This is a genomic window from Micromonospora sp. CPCC 206061 (genome assembly GCF_036906915.1).
In the GTDB taxonomy this organism is placed as follows: domain Bacteria; phylum Actinomycetota; class Actinomycetes; order Mycobacteriales; family Micromonosporaceae; genus Phytohabitans.
The window spans coordinates 35,418-52,261 of sequence record NZ_JBAKHX010000041.1; the positions used below are offsets into that span (position 1 = coordinate 35,418).

The window sequence follows — 16,844 nt, forward strand, 5'->3', positions numbered from 1 at the left end:
CTGTGGTCGCTTCGCTCGCTTCGCTTTCTGGCGGCTGCGGGCGGCGGCGCATGACCATCGCCCGGTACCTCTGCCTGATCGTGCCGGCGCTCGGCGCGCTGGCGCGGTGGCGGCCGGGACGCGACGGAGCCGCCGCGCTTCTCGCCTTTGTCGCGGCGGCCGTGGGCATCGCCGCCCTCAACGAGGTGGCGCGGGTTGCCGGGTGGTATGGGTTCGCACCCGTCGACGGCGCGTTCCGCGGCCTGCCGGTGGACCTGTGGCTCGGCTGGGCGGTGCTGTGGGGCGCGATACCGGTGCTGTACCGGCGGTTCGTGCCGCTTCCCCTCGCGCTCGGCCTGCTGCTGTGGCTGGACGCGGTCGCGATGCCGGCCCTCGACCCGCTCGTGCGGCTCGGCACACACTGGCTGATCGGTGAAACAGTCGGGCTGCTGCTCGTGGCGCTGCCCGCCCAGCTGCTCGGCCGCTGGACCGCCGAACGGCGGCGCCTCGGTGCGCGCGCCGTGCTCCAGATCGCCGTGTTCGCGGCGGTCACCCTGTGGCTGGTGCCCACCGTCGCGTTCGAGATGGGCGACGGCTCGTGGACGCACCTGACCGGGCTGCCCCGCCCGCTGCTGTTTTCCTTGGCACAGGTGGGGCTCCTGGTCGCCGCGCCCGCACTGATGGCGGTGCGGGAGTTCGCGGTCCGGGGCGGCGGCACACCGTATCCGTGGGACCCACCGGTGCGGCTGGTCACCACTGGCCCGTACGCCTATGTCGCCAACCCGATGCAGCTCAGCGCCGTCGCGCTGCTCGGCCTGCTCGCCGCGGGCACGCGCAGCGCCACGCTCGGCGCGGCGGCGCTGGCGGCCGCGGCGTTCGGCGCGGGCGTCGCGCGCCCGCACGAGCACCACGACCTCGCCGGCCGGCACGGGGAGCGATGGCGCGAATACCGGCGGTCCGTGCGGGATTGGCGTCCGCGTTGGACGCCGTACCGTGCCGGCCCGCCCGCGGTGCTGTGGCTGGACGAGGGGTGCGAGGCCTGTCGCGGCGTGGCGCGCTTCCTGAAGCGGCGGCGCCCGCACGGCCTCACGCTGGCGCCCGCGCACGAGCACCGACCGCCGCTGTGGCGGTCCCTGTACGCCGACGGCGGCCACGAGGAACGGGGGGTGACCGCCGTCGCGCGTGCCTTGGAGCACATAGACCTCGGCTGGGCCACGGTCGGGTGGCTGTTGCGGCTGCCCGGCGTCGGCGGGCTTGCGCAACTCGTCACCGATGCGATGATTGCGCCACCGCACGCGGCGCAACCGGGGGAGCGATGTCGAACGACACCAAGCAGCGGCTGCTCGACGGCGCGATAGACGCGATCCGCACCCACGGCATCGCCGGCGTCTCCGCCCGCACCATCGCCGCGTCCGCCGGGGTGAACCAGGCGCTCGTGTTCTACCACTTCGGCAGCGTCGACGAGTTGCTCTCCGCCGCGTGCACCGTCAACACGGCGGCGCGGGTCGAGCGGTACGCCGAAGCCTTCGCCGAGGTCGGCTCGCTGCGCGAACTGCTCGACGTCGGCCGCACCCTGCACGCCGAGGAACGCCGGCTCGGCAACGTGGCCATTCTCGCCCAGCTGCTCGCTGGCGCGCAGGCCGACCCGAAGTTGGGCGCGCCGGTCGCCGCCGCGCTGCGACTCTGGATCGATCAGATCGAGCCGGTACTCAGCCGCCTGCTGGCCGGCTCCCCGTTCGCGGACGTGGCCGACGTGCCGGGCCTGGCGCGCGCGGTGTCGGCGGCGTTCATCGGGCTGGAGCTCTTTGAAGGCGTGGACCCCGACGGCGCGCGGCACGCGCTGGACGCCCTCGAACAGCTGGCGGTGCTCGTCGAGGTGGTCGACGAGATGGGCCCGGTCGCCCGGCGCGCCCTGCGCGCCAAGCTCACCCGCGCCTCCGCCCGCCGGTGACGGCCTGGCCAGGGCCGGTACGCTTCCAGGTTCGGGCGGCTTGAAGGGCGGGACATGGCTGACGACGAACTCCGGTGGGACGCGCTGGTGCACCCTGATCCGGCTCCGGCTGGGCACACCGCGCTGGCGCTCGCGCCGGACCCGTCCGGTGGGCTGCCGCTGGTCTCCTGGCTCGGTGTGGCGAGCGGCGCCGGCGACGCCTCGTCGTGGGCGGCGACCGCCGGGCCCGGCGCCAGCTCGCTGCTGCCCGAGCAGTCCCGTGGCTGGTACGTGCGGCCGGGGCTGCGCGGCCACCGCCTCTGTGTGGCCGGCGGGCCCGCGGCCGGGCTGGACTGGTCGACGGCGTTCCACACCACGGCCGTCACGGTCGAGGGTGCGCTGCTGCGGGTGTCGGCCACCGACGAGGCGGCCGGGCTGGCGCTCTCGACCGAGGTCGAGTCGCTGCCCGGCGGGGCACTGCGGCTGCGCCACACCGTCACCAACACCGGCGACTCGCCATACATTGTGGACGGTCTGGAGGTCGTGGTGCCGCTGGCCGAGCACCTGACCGAGGTGCTCGACTTCACCGGCCGCTGGGCGAACGAGCGGGTGCCGCAGCGGCATGCGCTCACCGACGGCCTGTACCTGCGCGAGAACCGGCACGGCAAGACCGGCCTCGACGCGGCGACGATGGTCGTGGCCGGCACGCCGGGCTTCGGCTTCGAGGGTGGCGAGGTCGTGGGCGTCCACGTCGCGTGGAGCGGCAACAACGTGTACCGGGTGGAGCGCGACGGCGCCTCCCCGGCCACCGCCGGCGGGGGCGAGCTGCTGCTGCCCGGCGAGCTGGTCCTGGGCTCCGGCGATTCGTACAGCTCGCCGTGGGTGCACGTCGCCGCGTCCCGCGACGGGCTCGACGGGCTGGCCGCCGCGTTCCACGGGTACCAGCGGTCGCTGCCGGCACACCCGAGCGGCCCGCGCCCCGTCAACCTCAACGTGTGGGAAGCCGTCTACTTCGACCACGACCTGGCGCGGCTGTGCGAGCTCGCCGACATCGCGGCCTCGATCGGCGTCGAGCGGTACGTCCTTGACGACGGCTGGTTCCGCCGGCGGCGCGACGACACCGCCGGCCTCGGCGACTGGTACGTGGACGAGACCGTCTGGCCGAAGGGCCTCGCCCCGCTCATCGACCACGTGCGCGGGCTGGGCATGGCGTTCGGCCTGTGGTTCGAACCGGAGATGGTGAATCCGGACTCCGACCTGTTTCGCGAGCACCCCGACTGGATCCTGGCCCCGCGCGGGCGCACACCGTTGCAGCAGCGCAACCAGTACGTGCTCGACCTGTCGCGCCCCGAGGTCGTCGACTTCCTGCTGGAGAGCATCGACGCCGTACTGTCCACATACGACATCTCGTACGTGAAGTGGGACCACAACCGCGACCTGCTGGAGGCCGGCTCAGCCGCCCGGAGCGGCGCGCCGGCGGTACACGGCCAAACCCTCGGGTTCTACCGGCTCCTCGACGAGCTGCGCGCCCGGCACCCCCACGTCGAGTGGGAGTCGTGCGCGTCCGGTGGTGGGCGGGTCGACCTCGGCGTACTGGAGCGGGTCCAGCGGGTGTGGACCTCCGACATGACCGACGCTAGGGCGCGGCAGGGCATCCAGCGCTGGACCGTCCAGCTCGCCGCCCCCGAGTACCTGGGCGCGCACATCGCGTCGCCGGAGTCGCACCAGACCGGCCGGGCGTTCCCGCTGGACTTCCGGGCCGCGACCGCCCTCTTTGGACACTTCGGCATCGAGTGGGATCTCACCCGCACCAACGCGTCGGAGCGGGAGGCGCTGGCCGAGTGGATCGAGGTCTACAAGGCCTACCGCGACCTGCTGCACAGCGGCCGGGTGGTACGCCTCGACTCGCCCGACCCCGCAGTCTGGACGCACGGGGTCGTCGCGGCCGATGGGCGGCGGGCGCTGATGGCTCACGTGCAGATGGACGAGTCGACCTCGGAGCGCCCGCTCCACCTGCGCGTGCCGGGGCTGGCGCCGGGCCGGTACCGGGCGCGATGGGTCAGGCCGGTGGCGCGGATCGGTGTGTACCCCGCCGCCGACCCGGTTGGGCCGGTGGGCGAGGCGGCGGTCGACGCCGAGGTGCTGTCCGTCCAGGGCCTGCCCATCCCCCGTCGAGCCCCCCACACCGTGACCCTCGTGGCCCTAGACCCCGCCTGACGGCCGCTCGCACCCGGTCTGACCAGCGCGTACATAATCGGCGGCCGGGGCGGGTAAGCCAGGGGAAGCACCCCTTGGAGGTTGAGATGATCGGCAAGGCCATCGGACGTTGGGCACTGATCGCGATCGCCGTCCCGCTGGTGGCGGCGGGTGCGCGGCAGATCGGAAACGCCGTCGAGCAGCGGCGCGGCTCGTCGCGAGCGACGCGCATTTTGCACCGCGGCGCGGACACCCTGCAGCGCCTGTCCGGGCGCAAGCGCAGGCGCCGGTTCAGCTTCCGCTGACCGGCGATTTCGGCGCGGGCGGCTGGCGTTGATCCCCCCTCGGCGCCGGCCGTCCGCGTGCCGCGTGCGCGGTCCAGAGTCGGTCGCGGGTCAAGCCTCGATCTTGCCGACCCCTACGCCGGCGCGGACTAGTGTGGGCAGACCTGGGCAGAGCGGAAAGCGTTTTCCCGAGAAGGTGGCGATCGAATCGCTAACTGTCAATGGTCAGGAAGTCGATCAAGATCGCGTTCAGCTCTTCGGGGCGCTCGATACTGGGCAGGTGACCGGCCCAGGGCAGCTCGATCCGGCGAGCGTCGGGCAGCAGCTCCGCCAGCCGGGCGGCGACCTGGCGAAAGTCCACCAGGTCGCGGGCGCCGGAGACGAGCAGCGCGGGCGCGGTGATGGCGGAGAGGTCGGTCTCGGCCTGGATCGGCGCGACGTCGGGGCCGGCGAGCTGCGCGACGAAGGCGTTGCGCTGCATCGCGCGGACCGCCTCGCGCGTCGCCTCAGTGGCGTCCGGGGTCAGCCAGGTATCCACGTTCAACTCGGTAGCCGCGCCGACGTCGCCGGCCTCCAGCAGAGTGTCCTCCCGCTCGCCGAAAGCCCGCAGCGCCGGGCCTGGCTCGTGCCCCGCCATCGCGGTGCACAGCAGCGCCAGCGCGGACACCCGCGACGGCCACCGCGCCGCCACCTCCAGCGCGACCCGCCCGCCGCCGGACGCGGCTACGACCGCCGTCCGTTCGATGCCGAGCGTGTCGAGCAGCTCGACGACGTCCTCCGCGTCGCTGTACGACGCTTGAGGCACCGGGGAGTCGCCGTAGCCGCGCAGGTCGCACCGCACCGTGCGGTAGCCGGCGTCGGTCAGCGCCGGCAGCTGCGGATCCCACATCCGCCGGTCGCAGACCGTGGAGTGCAGCAGGAGCACGGGCGGACCGCTGCCGGCGGCGTCATGAGCGAGGGTCATCAGCACACCCTACGACGAGCGGGTCAGGCCGCCGTCGCGGGCGAGCAGGGCCGCCTGTACCCGGTTTTCGCAGTCCAGCTTTACGAGAACCCGGCTCACGTACGTCTTGACGGTCGGCTCGCTCATGCTCACGCGCCGGCCGATCTCCGCGTTCGACAGGCCCTCGGCGACCAGCGCCAGCACGTCGGCCTCGCGCGGCGCGAGCGCGGCCAACCGGTCGGCGGCGTCGCGGCGGCGCCCGGCCGCGGCGGGGCCAACCATGCCGAGCACCATCCGGGTCACCTCGGGGGATAGGTACGCGTCGCCGCGGTGCGCCGCCCGGACGGCCCCGATCAGCTCGCCGGGCGCGCAGTTCTTGAGGACGAAACCGGCGACGCCGCTCTCCAGGGCGCGCAGCACGTTCGGCTCGGCGCCGTACGAGGTCAGCATGACGGTGCGCAGATCGGGCCGGACGCGGCGCAGCTCCTCCACTGTGGACAGCCCATCCAGTACGGGCATCTGGATGTCGACCAGCGCGACGTCGAGACGGTGCCGCAGGGCTTCGGCCACGGCGGAACGGCCATCGGCCGCCTCCGCCACGACCGCGATGTCACCGGCCGACTCCAGCACCGTGCGGATGCCGGCCGTGATCAGCGGCTCGTCGTCAACGACCAGGACCCGGATCACCCCTTGACCCCCAGCATCAGGCTCACCGGCAGGACGATGAGGACGAGGACCGCCGCGGCGGTGCCGAGCAGCGCCGGGCGGGGCGGCGACGCGGCAGGTGCCGCTGGCGCGACGGGCAGCATCGCGGTCAGGCGGAAGCGGCCATCCGCGTGCCCGTGGTGCAGCAACCCGCCGGCAAGGCGTACCCGCTCATCAAGACCGGGCAGGCCGCGCCCGCCGCCGGCGCTGGCCGTGCTCGCCGGCCGCGACGTAGCCGGATTGGCGACGGTGACGAGGAGCGTGTCGCCCTCGCTGCGAAGGCTCACCGACACCGGCTGGCCGGGGGCGTGCTTGGCGGCGTTGGTCAGTCCCTCCTCGACCACGCGGTAGGCGGCCTCGCCGACCGCGGGCGGCTCCGCGGGCTCCACGGTCACGGGCACCCCGGCGTCCCGAAACTGAGTCAAGAGCGCACCAATGTCGACAGTGCACTGTGGCTCGCGGAGCGCACCGATCACCCCGTATAGCTCGGTCATGGCCTCGCGCGCGGCGGTGCCGAGCTGGCCGATGGCCCGTCGCTGCTCCGCCGGCAGCGGCGCGACTTCGAGCGCCGCGGCCTGGATCGACACCAGGCTGAGCCGGCGGCCGAGCGAGTCGTGCATGTCCCGGGCGATGCGCAGCCGCTCGGCCAGGCGAGCCTGGTCGCCGAGTACGGACATCAGCTGCTCCTGCTGGGTGACGTACCGGCCGACGACCGCCGGTAGCGCGACGAACACCAGGTAGACGACCACGAGCTGGGGGACCATGCGCGTGTTCGAGGGGAGCAGCGCGAGGTGCGTCGCGAGCCCGGTCGCGCCGACCGCGACCAGCACGCGCTTGGACGCGCCGCGCCCGGCGCGGTAGGCGGTCCAGACCAGGACGGCGTACCCGCCGGCGGTGACGGCACCGAGCAGCAGCGCCCCGCCGAACCCGGCGAGCCGCTGCCGGTACGCGAGCACCACCGTCGCGGCGAACAGCGCCGCCACCCACAGGTAGCCGATGCCGTGCACGGCCACGAGCAGCGCGGTGTCGACGGCGACCACGGCGGCGGCGAGGAAGTGTCGGCTCACGCCCTGAAGGGTACGTGCGTCAACCTTCGTCGGGTCAGGCCGCGACTTTCGAGGACTGCCGGCGAGCGCCCACCTTCCTAGCGTGGTGCGAGTGATCGAAGTGTGTGACCTCAGCAAGAGGTATGGGCGGGTGGTGGCGGTCGATGGGCTGTCGTTCACGGTGCGTCCCGGAATGGTGACCGGTTTCCTCGGGCCGAACGGCGCCGGCAAGTCGACGACCATGCGCATGATGCTCGGGCTCGACCGCCCGACCAGCGGCGACGTGCGCATCGACGGCGAGCGGTACCGGGACATGCGCCACCCGCTACGGCGCGTGGGCGCGCTGCTGGAGGCGAAGTCCGTGCACGGCGGGCGCAGCGGCTACAACCATCTGCTGTGGCTGGCCCAGACGAACGGGATCCCGCGCTCGCGGGTGCGCGCCGTGCTGGAGCAGGTGGGCATCGCCGACGTGGCGGGCCGCCGGGCCAAGGCGCTCTCGCTCGGCATGGGGCAGCGGCTCGGCATCGCGGCGGCGCTGCTCGGCGACCCGCCGGTGCTGCTGTTTGACGAACCAGTCAACGGGCTGGACCCCGAGGGCGTGGTGTGGGCGCGCGAACTGTTCCGCGGCCTGGCGGCCGAGGGGCGCACCGTGTTCGTCTCCAGCCACCTGATGACCGAGATGGCGATGACCGCCGACCACCTCGTGGTGGTGGCGCGCGGCCGGCTGCTCGCGGACACCACGGTCTCCGAGTTCGTGGCCGAGAGCGGCACCGACTCGCTGGAGGCCGCGTTCCTCCGGCTCACGGCGGGAGGCGCCCGATGATCGCCGCGGAATGGACGAAAATCCGGAGCGTCCGGTCCAGTTTCTGGACACTGCCGCTCACCGTCGTGCTCAGCGGGGCGCTCGGGTACCTGCTGGCGCTGAGCCTTCGATCAGGCGGCGGCCAGGCGTTCGAGAAGGACCCGCTGATGATCGCGTTTCTGCCGCTGACGCTAGGGCAGCTGCCGCTCGTGGTGTTCGGGGTGCTGGCGATGACCAGCGAGTACTCGACCGGCACGATCCGGGCCTCGCTCTGTGCGATTCCGGACCGGGGCCGGTTCTACGCGTCGAAGGTGGCCGCCACGACGCTCGTCGCCGCGGTGGTCGGTGTGGTGGCCGTGCCGGTCACGTTCCTCGCGGCGCAGGCCGGGTTGGACAGGTCGCTCACCGGGGACGGCACGGCGCAGGCGCTCGTGGGCGCGTGCCTGTACCTGCCGCTGATGTGCGCGTTCGCGCTGGGCGTGGCGACGATGCTGCGCAGCGGCCCGCTCACCCTGGGCATACTGCTGCCGCTGCTGTTTCTCGGCTCCCAGGGGCTCGGCAACATCCCGAAAGTGCGGGAGGTGACGCAGTTCCTGCCGGACCAGACCGCGTGGGTCATGCTGCATCTGGCCGGGCCGCAGGACGAGGCCCGGTGGGCACGGGACTACGGGGCGTGGAGCGGCATGGGACTGCTCGCGCTGTGGGCGGTCGCCGCGCTCCTCGGCGGATACGCGGTCCTGCGTCAGCGCGACGCCTGAGCGGCAACGCAGGACTACCTGAGTGCCGCCAGCGCCGCAACTTCCGCGCGAACCTCCTTGATCGCCGCCCGCCGGCTACTCGTGCGCTGGCCGGGTTGCATCGGCTGTGCGGGTGAGGAGCGTTACGGTGCGGGATAGCGCGTGATGTAGACGGGTTGGCCGATTCGGGTCGTGTCGGCCGCGTCGCCTACGCCGTTGACGACGTGGTCGATGGTGCCGGCGCTCAAGTTCACGGTCATCACGTGGTGCAGGGTGACGCCCGGCCGGTCCGGCACCTCGAAGCCGTTCTCGGTGTGGATCGACGGGTTGTTCTGGTTGAAGACGTACACGCCGCCGCCATACAGGGTGTGTTGACGGACCCGGTCGCTCACCTTGTAGCCGGCGTACCCCTCGACGTCGCCGTTCATCCAGTCCGCCTGTGTCGGCGGGTCGTACGGCAGTTCGTTCTGGTACAGGATCGTGGTGCCGCGCTCGCCGTTCCAGACCGTGTTGTACCGCTGGAAGTGCTCGACGAAGAGCCCTGTGGCGGTCACGTCGTCGCCGTTGATGACCACGCCGTACCGCCCGGTGTTGGTGTTCCACCGTTCGGTGTCCGTGAAGCCCTCGACGCCGTGGTCGCCGCGCCACACCCACGCGTGGTCGATGAGCACGTCGTCGCTGTTGACCTCCAGCGCGGTGTCTACCTTGCCGACGTGCGGCCCGCCCACCCGGAAGTACACATCGGACAGTGTTGTCGGGTTGTTCGGCATGCTGAACTCGAAACCGTGCTTGCGCCCCACTCGCAACAGCACCGGCGACTCGGTCAGCCCCGCGTCGATGGTCACGCCCGCGATCACCACGCCCGGCACGCCCGCCACCTCCAGCGGCGTCGCGTGCCCGATGCCGAGCACGACGGTGTCGGGCCGCCGCACCTCGATGCTGCGCGCGATGTCGTAGACGCCCGGCGTGAGCAGCAGGTGCTTGCCGCGTGCGAGCTCGGAATTGATGGTGCGCACGGAGTCTCGCGGCGTCGCGACGTGGAAGTGGGACAGCGGGATCGTGCGTCCCGGCGTCAGCCCGTTCGCCCACGTGATGCCGCTGCTGTTTCGCTGGGCGGCGGGCACGCGCACCTGGTACCGGCCCTTGGTGTCCACGAAGAGATACGGCTTTTCGCGGCTCAGTGGCGTCGTGGCGAGTGTCGTGTATGGAGGGTTGGGGAACGCGGCGTCTTCGAGGGCGCCGGTGACGCCCGCGAAGACCTGGTTCCACACCGCGTTCGACCAGCCGGCGACCTCGCTGTTGCGGGTCAGCCACTGCTGCTGCGACCCGTTGACGACGAACGGCAGCCGCGAGTCGGCGATGAAGCCGCCGCTGGCGTACTGCGGGCCGGCGGTGCAGTAGTCCATGAGCGACAGGTTGGCGCCGGAGACGTTGAGACGGCGCAGTCCCGGCCCGCCATGGCAGAACACCAGCGGCGGCCCGCTGCCCGCCTGAGCGCTCCACAGCCGGCACCCGTCATCCGCGACGATCTCCCCATCCACGGTCGCAGTATCGCGTCGGAGCCTCATCCCGCGCTCGCCATATCCGCCGGACAAGCACACCCACTGTCCGCTCGCTGACACAGGGGTCAACAGTTGCGGCCGGGGCCAGTTCCGCCATGCTTGAGCGATGACGAGCGATCTTCGCCTTGAGGTGCCCGACGAGTTGGTCGAGTCGCACGCGAAGTTCTACGGCGAGGCCGGCAAGGCGTGGATCGCGGCGCTGCCCGGTCGGGCGGCGGAGCTGATGGAGCGCTGGGAGCTGCGCCGCGACGGGCAACCGATCTACGGCGCGGTCGCGCTCGTCGTGCCGGTCGTGCGTGACGACGGCACCCCCGCCATGCTGAAGCTTCAGCCCATCGACGACGAGACCGCCGGTGAACCGGTCGCCCTCGAGGCATGGGACGGCGACGGTGCGGTGCGATTGCTGCGGTACGAACCGGAGGACGGCTCGCTGCTGCTGGAACGGCTCGAGGGGCGGATGTTGGCGGATGTGCCTGACGACCTTGCCGCGACCCGCATCATCAGCGAGCTGCTGCTGCGCCTCAACGCCGTCGCGGCACCGCCCGGCGTCCGCAGGTTGGCCGATGTGGGTGCCGCGATGCTCGACCGGGTGCCGGACGCCCTGGCCAAGGACGGCGATCCGGACCGGCGGCGGCTCATCCGGGACGGCACGGCCGCTCTCCGCGAGGTGCTGCCCGAGCCGGGCGACCGGCTGCTGCACTGGGACCTGCACTACGAGAACGTGCTCGCCGGGGAGCGCGAGCCGTGGCTCGCCATCGACCCCAAACCTCTCGCCGGCGATCCAGGTTTCGAGCTGCTCGCCGCCCTGCACAACCGCTGGGACGACGTGGTCGCGACCGGCGACGTGCCGCGGGCGGTCCAGCGGCGGTTCGACCTGATGACCGAGGTGCTCGGCCTGGATCGGGAGCGGGCGGTGGCGTGGACGCTGGCGCGGATCCTGCAGAACAAGCTCTGGGAGGTCGAGTCGGACGACGCGACGTGGCACTCGGGCTTCGACGAGGCGGTGGCGTCCGCGCTGGTCACTCCCAGACGGTGACGTTGAAGCGCACCCCCTCGTAATCGGCTCTGGTGATCGTCAGGCGAGCCACCTTGCCGCCCGTCGTTCCTACGCAGAGCACCAGACCTGGCCGGTGACCACGTGGGCTGGTCGCGTGTCCAGGTTTCTGACAGCCGTGCCGCCTCGGCTATGTGCGCAGGTGGTAGGTGTTGCGGCGGGGGCGGCGGGCGGGGTCCAGGTAAGCGGGCGGGATGAACTCCGGCCGACCGTCGGCGGCCATCCGCACTTGCCACTCGCCCTGGTGGATCACCCGGTGGTGATGGCCACACAAAAGAACGCCGTTGTCGAGAGCGGTGGCCCCACCGGCTGTCCAGGCCTTGACGTGGTGGCCGTGGCACCAGCGTGCCGGCCGGTCACAGCCTGGGAAAGCGCACCCGCCGTCGCGAGCCACCAGGGCGCGCCGCAACGCACCGGTGAACAGCCGCCGAGCCTGGCCGGCGTCCAGGACCTGACCGTCACCACCCAACACCACCGGCATGATCCGGGCATCGCAGGCCAGCTTGCGCACCTGCTCCGCGCTGAGCCGGTCGCCGCAATCCAACTGCCCCACGCCCAGCTCGCCCCGCAGCACGTCAAACGGCACCGTGACGACCACCTGAGGCCGGTCACCACCGTTGTCTGGCAGCTCTCCGCACCCCAAGGCCAGCTTGCAGACATCCACCAGTGCGTCCGCACGCCGTTGGGTCGGGCTTCGCTCATCACCGCTCGGCCGGCACAGTGGGTCAAGTGCGGCGGAGACGGTGGCGGCGGCCTCGGCGTCCAGCCAACCGGTCACCCGGTAGCGGCCATCACCCTGGTCGGACAGGGCGAACGCTCGCGTCTGCTGGGCGCGCTTCTCGTCCCGCTCGATTGCCCGCCGATCCGCCTCGTCGGCCAACTCCGGCGCCACATACGCCAACAGGCCGGTGCTGAGCTGCCGCATCGACCTCGGCTCGAACTCCTTTGCCCAGCCGACCATCAGGCTTTCAGCCGCGTCTACCACCTCGGGGGCGAGCCGGTCCGGCAGGTCACGGATCGCGGTAGCGATCACCTGAGCCTGATCCACCGACACCGCACCGCTGGCCAACGCCTGGTCCAACCCGGGTCGCCGCTCCACCTGCCGCGCCAACTCCACCATCCGGCGAGCGGTGTGGATGTCGACCCGCAGCCGCTGCCGCAACCACACCGCCACGCTGGTCGCGTGCTGTGCGGCGGGGATCCCACGCCCGTCTACCTCCCGCACGGCGTGCAGCTTGACCGTCGCGGCCAACTGCTCCAACGCGTGCGCGGTATCCAACACGGCCACCAGGTCGGCGTCGGGCACCGACCACACACCCGCGTCAGCGCACTTGGCGGCCAGGTCACGCGCCTGGGACCAACACGTCGACGTCGAGCATGTCCCCATTCTCGAACGGAGGTGCTAGATCAATCTGTCTCGATGGCGACCGCGATCGGCGTGTCGGACAGCGTGTCGCGAAATCGAGGTTTGCGTCGTCCAAGCGGAAAATCGATTCAACCGCGTCTGGGCGGTCGGTAGCCTGTGGCGCATGCCGCGCATCCCTCATCCGGACCCTGGCGTTCCGGACACGAGGGGACCGATGCGGTACATCTGGTGGCTGGTCCGTTGCCAGCCGGTGCGCGTGCTGCGAGGCAGCCTGATCGGCACAGCCTGGATGATCGGGCTGGCCGTCCGGCCGTACCTGGTCTCCCGCGCCATCGACGACGGGCTCCGCGCGCACGACCGCCGGGCCTTGGCGCTGTGGGTCACGGCGATCGCGGTGGCCGGGTTCGGGCTCGCGTACCTGGGCATCATGCGGCACCGCACGATGACGTTCGTACGGGAGGACGCGACCGCCCGGTCCGCCGGTGTCCTGCTGCGCCACCTCTCCCGGATCGGAGCCGTGCTGCCGCGCAAGCTGGCCGCCGGCGAGACAGCCACCGTGGGGGGCGCCGACATCGGGCACGCTTCGGCGGTGCTGACGATGACCGGGCCGGGTGTGGGCGCGGTCCTCGCCTACGCGGTCGTGGCCGTCCTGCTGTGGTCGGTCTCTCCTTTCCTGGCCCTGTTCGTGCTGCTCGGCGTCCCGGTGATGACCATCCTCGCCGGTCCGCTGCTGCGCCGCCTCGAGAACGCCGAGCACGTGTACCGCCGCCAGCAGGGCGCGCTCACCGCCCGTGCGGGTGACATCGTCGCCGGGCTGCGCGTGCTCGCCGGCGTCGGCGGGCGCGGCCTGTTCGCGCGGCGCTTCTCGGCCCAGTCGCAGGACCTGCTTGCCCAGGGGTACCGGGTCGGCGCGGTCCGGAGCTGGATCGACGCGCTGACGATCGTGATCCCGGGGCTCTTCCTCGCGGCCGTGGTGTGGCTCGCGGCGCGGACCGCCGCGCAGGGCGGCATCACGATCGGGCAGATGGTCGCCGTGTACGGATACGTGACGGTGCTGATCGTGCCGGTCTGGTTCCTGCTGGAAGGCGCCTACCAGATGATCCGCGGTCGGGTCGCCGCCCGCCGGATCGTCGCGTTGCTCAGCCTGACGGCGGACGACGCCGGTGGCCGGGGAGAGCGGTCCACCCCGGAGCGCCCGGCCGACCTCTACGATCCCGACAGCGGGCTGGTGGTGCCCGATGGCCTGTTGATCGGCGTGGCCGTCGACGAGCCATCCGAGGCGGTGGCGCTCGGTGACCGGCTCGGACGGTTCGCACCCAGCGAGGCCACGTGGGGCGGGGTTCCGCTCGCCGAGATGGCTCTCGACGAGGTGCGTGCTCGGATCCTCGTCGCGGACCACGACTCGTACCTGTTCGCGGGCGCGCTGCGCGAGATCCTGCGGATCCGGGCCAGTGCTGGCGACGCTGAGATCTGGGCCGCGCTGCGCGCCGCGTCCGCCGAAGACGTCGTCGACGCGCTGCCCGACGGGCTTTCCACCTCCGTCGCCGCCCGCGCCCGTACGCTCTCGGGCGGCCAGCGCCAGCGGATCCGCCTGGCGCGGGCGCTGCTCGCCGAGCCCGATGTGCTGATCCTGATCGACCCGACCTCCGCCGTCGACGCGCACACCGAGGCGCGCATCGCGCAGCGGCTGCGGTCCGCTCGCGCCGGCCGCACGACTGTGCTGATCTCCACGTCGCCGCTGCTGCTCGGCGCCGCCGACGTGGTCACGCATGTGCGCGACGGGCGGGTTGTCGCCACCGGCCGCCACGTCGAGCTGCTCGACGACGATCCCACCTATCGGGCGCTGGTGGCACGGGACGCCGACATCGACGACGCCGCCGGCCACCGCGACGGGGCCCGGCGATGAGGCGGCTTCCGATTGCCGATCGGACCACTGTGCGCCGTGCCACGCTCGACCTGATCGCAAGAGACCGGCGCGCGGCGGCGATCGTGCTGACCCTGCACGGCCTGGCGGCGGTCGCCGGCCTTGCCACGCCGTGGCTGCTCGGCCGCATCGTCGACGAGGTGGCCGCGGGCGGGGGCGCCGGCACCGTCGATCGCCTGGCACTGGCCATCGGCGGATGTGTGCTGGTGCAGGGGCTGTTGACCCGGTACGCGCAGTACGCCGGCCACCGGTTCGGCGAGCGAGCCGTGGCGCGGCTGCGCGAACGGTTCGTCCGGCAGACGCTCCGACTACCCGTCTCCGTCGTCGAGCACGCCGGCACCGGTGACCTTGCCACCCGCAGTTCGGTCGACGTCAACACCGTGGGCACCACCGTGCGGGACGTGCTACCGGTCATCGTGCTTTCGCTGGCCGAGCTGGTACTGCTGCTCGGTGCGATCTTTCTGCTGCATCCCTTCCTAGGTCTGGTCGCGCTGGTCGGACTCCCGTCGATCTACGCGGTCACCCGGTGGTATCTGCGCCGCGCCAGCGCCGCGTACCTCGCCGAAGGCGCCGCGACCGCCGAGATCACCGACGCGCTCACCACCACCGCCGAGGGCGCGCGCACCGTGGAGGCGCTCGGCCTCGACGGCGAGCGCATCCGGTACGGGACGGAGCGCATCGGCGAGATGTGGGCGGCCCGGCGGGCCACGCTCGCGCTGCGGTCGGTGTTCTTTCCGGTGGCCGAGGGCAGCTATGCGCTCCCGATCGCCGCGGTCCTGCTGTTCGGCGGCTTCTTCCTCGCCGATGGCTGGTTCACGCTCGGCGAGGTGGTCGCCGCCGCACTGTACCTCCAGCGGTCGATCGAGCCGCTCGACCGCCTGCTGCAATGGATCGAGCAGGCGCAGCGGGGCATCGCCTCGTTCGCCCGCGTGCTCGGCGTCGGCCTGGTCCCGCCGGAGCCGCGCGGCGTGACGTCCGTGCCCCGCGGCGAGCGGCTCGTCGTGCGCGGCGCGCGGTTCGCGTACCCCGAGGGCCATGACGTGCTGCACGGCATCGACCTGGAGGTGCGCCCCGGCGAGCGGTTGGCGATCGTCGGCCCGTCCGGCGCGGGGAAGTCGACGCTCGCCCGGCTGCTGGCTGGCATCGACGCGCCGCGCGAAGGCACGGTCAGCGTCGGCGGTTGCCCGATCACCGACCTCGACCCGGCCGAGCGCCGCCGCCGGATCGCGCTGGTAACCCAGGAGCACCACATCTTCATGGGCTCGCTCCGCGACAACCTGGCGTTCGCCGCGCCCGACGCCTCCGACGAACAGTTGCGCGCCGCCCTCGCCGCTGTCGGCGCGGACTGGTACGCCGACCTGCCGGAAGGGCTCGACACGGAGCTCGGCGACGGCGCTCTCGAGGTCAGCGCGGCCGACGCGCAGCAGCTCGCGCTGGCCCGTCTCGTGCTCGCCGACCCGCACACGCTCATCCTCGACGAGGCCACCGCCGCACTCGATCCGACCACCGCGCGGCGTACCGAACGGGCGCTCGCCGCCGTGGTGGAGGGGCGGACCGTCATCGCGATCGCACACCGGCTCAACACCGCGCACGACGCGGACCGGGTCGCGGTGTTCGAAGAGGGCCGGATCACCGAGTTGGGCAGCCACGACGAGCTGGTCGCCGCTGGCGGCACGTACGCCGCCCTCTGGCGCTCCTGGCACGGCTAGCCGGAGTCTCAGCGCAGCGGGTGGGAGTCCTGGTCGTCCTTGATGGCGAAGCGCGGACCGGTGGGTTGTTAGCTACTGGAGGACGCGGCCGCCTGCCGCTGCCCACGCGCGACAAGCCGCAACGCCTGAGCGAGCGAGATCGCTTCCAATGAGGACAGTACCGGGAGAAGCAGCTCGAAAGCGTATGAATCAGGTCGGAAGGTAAACGTGCCGGTGGTCGGCGCGATCCGACCCACCAGCCCCTCGGGAGCGTGGAACTCGAACTGCCGGTTCGACCACATGCTCGGCTGGCGGATCGCGAGCCGGCGACCACTGGCGACGGTCAGCTCGGCGCCGTTGAAGGCCCGCCACGTGCCCGGCCGCAGGTCGATCAGGAGCCGCCCGTCCGCTGCGTGCACGGGGTACCGCCGCCGGAAGAACCCCTCCGGCCGGCACGCCGCCACGACCGCCCCGGCCAGGTCGAGCACCTCGAACCGCTGCGACCAGGTGTGCCACTGGATGGACGCCACCGGCCGGCCGTCGGACAGGAGAACCGGCGTACCCGTGGCCAGGAACTCCTTGTCCGGCAGGTAGAGGGTGCCTGTGAACGGGGCGAGCAGGTTCATGA

13 protein-coding genes and 2 pseudogenes are annotated in these 16,844 nt (G+C 72.3%); 9 read left to right on the forward strand and 6 right to left on the reverse strand.

Features of this window, described 5'->3' with window-relative positions; all coding sequences use genetic code 11:
- Positions 1-50: 50 nt before the first annotated feature.
- The 4 genes and pseudogenes from V6V89_RS24935 (at position 51) to V6V89_RS24950 (ending at position 4,410) form a co-directional block, all read left to right on the forward strand.
- Positions 51-1,403 (forward strand): annotated as a pseudogene (locus tag V6V89_RS24935) (isoprenylcysteine carboxylmethyltransferase family protein).
- Positions 1,358-1,930 carry a TetR/AcrR family transcriptional regulator gene (locus V6V89_RS24940; protein ID WP_334621773.1) on the forward strand — a complete coding sequence of 191 codons (573 nt, stop codon included), beginning with the start codon at positions 1,358-1,360 and terminating at the stop codon, positions 1,928-1,930. Before V6V89_RS24935 ends, V6V89_RS24940 begins: the two are co-directional and overlap by 46 nt.
- Before the next feature lie 54 nt (positions 1,931-1,984).
- The gene (locus V6V89_RS24945; protein WP_334621745.1) at positions 1,985-4,126 is read left to right on the forward strand and encodes an alpha-galactosidase; all 2,142 of its coding nucleotides are present in this window, start codon (positions 1,985-1,987) and stop codon (positions 4,124-4,126) included.
- An 86-nt stretch (positions 4,127-4,212) separates the two neighbouring features.
- Positions 4,213-4,410: a hypothetical protein gene (locus V6V89_RS24950; RefSeq protein ID WP_334621746.1), complete on the forward strand. Its 198-nt coding sequence runs from the start codon at positions 4,213-4,215 to the stop codon at positions 4,408-4,410.
- Between the two features lie 190 nt (positions 4,411-4,600).
- Here V6V89_RS24950 and V6V89_RS24955 read toward each other — a convergent pair whose 3' ends face one another.
- From V6V89_RS24955 to V6V89_RS24965, 3 genes are read right to left on the reverse strand one after another with little or no spacing between them, the layout of a single operon-like run.
- Positions 4,601-5,353 (reverse strand): alpha/beta fold hydrolase, encoded by a 753-nt coding sequence (locus tag V6V89_RS24955; RefSeq protein WP_334621747.1) that lies wholly within the window; start codon positions 5,351-5,353, stop codon positions 4,601-4,603.
- 9 nt (positions 5,354-5,362) lie between these two features.
- On the reverse strand, positions 5,363-6,019 hold the full coding sequence (locus V6V89_RS24960; RefSeq protein WP_334621748.1) for a response regulator transcription factor: 657 nt from the start codon (positions 6,017-6,019) through the stop codon (positions 5,363-5,365).
- Positions 6,016-7,104 (reverse strand): sensor histidine kinase, encoded by a 1,089-nt coding sequence (locus V6V89_RS24965; RefSeq protein WP_334621749.1) that lies wholly within the window; start codon positions 7,102-7,104, stop codon positions 6,016-6,018. Before V6V89_RS24965 ends, V6V89_RS24960 begins: the two co-directional genes overlap by 4 nt.
- Positions 7,105-7,195: 91 nt before the next feature.
- Here V6V89_RS24965 and V6V89_RS24970 point away from each other — a divergent pair, with 91 nt between their 5' ends.
- A complete protein-coding gene (locus tag V6V89_RS24970; protein WP_334621751.1) occupies positions 7,196-7,906 on the forward strand; it encodes an ABC transporter ATP-binding protein in 711 nt (236 codons plus the stop codon).
- The gene (locus V6V89_RS24975) at positions 7,903-8,643 is read left to right on the forward strand and encodes an ABC transporter permease subunit (protein ID WP_334621753.1); all 741 of its coding nucleotides are present in this window, start codon (positions 7,903-7,905) and stop codon (positions 8,641-8,643) included. Before V6V89_RS24970 ends, V6V89_RS24975 begins: the two co-directional genes overlap by 4 nt.
- Before the next feature lie 122 nt (positions 8,644-8,765).
- Here V6V89_RS24975 and V6V89_RS24980 read toward each other — a convergent pair.
- Positions 8,766-10,067: pseudogene (locus tag V6V89_RS24980) on the reverse strand (adenylyl cyclase); the annotation flags it as partial.
- Positions 10,068-10,290: 223 nt separating this feature from the next.
- Here V6V89_RS24980 and V6V89_RS24985 point away from each other — a divergent pair.
- Positions 10,291-11,220, forward strand: a complete 930-nt coding sequence (locus V6V89_RS24985; protein WP_334621754.1) for an aminoglycoside phosphotransferase family protein — start codon at positions 10,291-10,293, stop codon at positions 11,218-11,220.
- 148 nt (positions 11,221-11,368) lie between these two features.
- Here V6V89_RS24985 and V6V89_RS24990 read toward each other — a convergent pair whose 3' ends face one another.
- Positions 11,369-12,544: an HNH endonuclease signature motif containing protein gene (locus tag V6V89_RS24990; RefSeq protein WP_334621755.1), complete on the reverse strand. Its 1,176-nt coding sequence runs from the start codon at positions 12,542-12,544 to the stop codon at positions 11,369-11,371.
- Between the two features lie 274 nt (positions 12,545-12,818).
- On the opposite strand from V6V89_RS24990, the gene V6V89_RS24995 reads away from it, so the two are divergent.
- Together V6V89_RS24995 and V6V89_RS25000 are read left to right on the forward strand one after the other, a co-directional pair.
- Entirely contained in the window at positions 12,819-14,510 is a 1,692-nt protein-coding gene (locus tag V6V89_RS24995; protein WP_334621756.1) for an ABC transporter ATP-binding protein, read from the forward strand.
- Entirely contained in the window at positions 14,507-16,237 is a 1,731-nt protein-coding gene (locus V6V89_RS25000; RefSeq protein WP_334621758.1) for an ABC transporter ATP-binding protein, read from the forward strand. Before V6V89_RS24995 ends, V6V89_RS25000 begins: the two co-directional genes overlap by 4 nt.
- Positions 16,238-16,305: 68 nt before the next feature.
- Here the strand turns inward: V6V89_RS25000 and V6V89_RS25005 are convergent, their stop codons facing one another.
- Positions 16,306-16,842 (reverse strand): hypothetical protein, encoded by a 537-nt coding sequence (locus V6V89_RS25005; RefSeq protein ID WP_334621759.1) that lies wholly within the window; start codon positions 16,840-16,842, stop codon positions 16,306-16,308.
- Positions 16,843-16,844: the final 2 nt, after the last annotated feature.

Coding starts and splice junctions, on each gene's coding strand:
- V6V89_RS24945 (WP_334621745.1), top strand. CDS start 1,985: ATGGCTGACGACGAACTCCGGTGGGACGCGCTGGTGCACCCTGATCCG.
- V6V89_RS24950 (WP_334621746.1), top strand. CDS start 4,213: ATGATCGGCAAGGCCATCGGACGTTGGGCACTGATCGCGATCGCCGTC.
- V6V89_RS24955 (WP_334621747.1), bottom strand. CDS start 5,353: ATGACCCTCGCTCATGACGCCGCCGGCAGCGGTCCGCCCGTGCTCCTG.
- V6V89_RS24975 (WP_334621753.1), top strand. CDS start 7,903: ATGATCGCCGCGGAATGGACGAAAATCCGGAGCGTCCGGTCCAGTTTC.
- V6V89_RS24985 (WP_334621754.1), top strand. CDS start 10,291: ATGACGAGCGATCTTCGCCTTGAGGTGCCCGACGAGTTGGTCGAGTCG.
- V6V89_RS24995 (WP_334621756.1), top strand. CDS start 12,819: ATGCGGTACATCTGGTGGCTGGTCCGTTGCCAGCCGGTGCGCGTGCTG.
- V6V89_RS25000 (WP_334621758.1), top strand. CDS start 14,507: ATGAGGCGGCTTCCGATTGCCGATCGGACCACTGTGCGCCGTGCCACG.
- V6V89_RS25005 (WP_334621759.1), bottom strand. CDS start 16,842: ATGAACCTGCTCGCCCCGTTCACAGGCACCCTCTACCTGCCGGACAAG.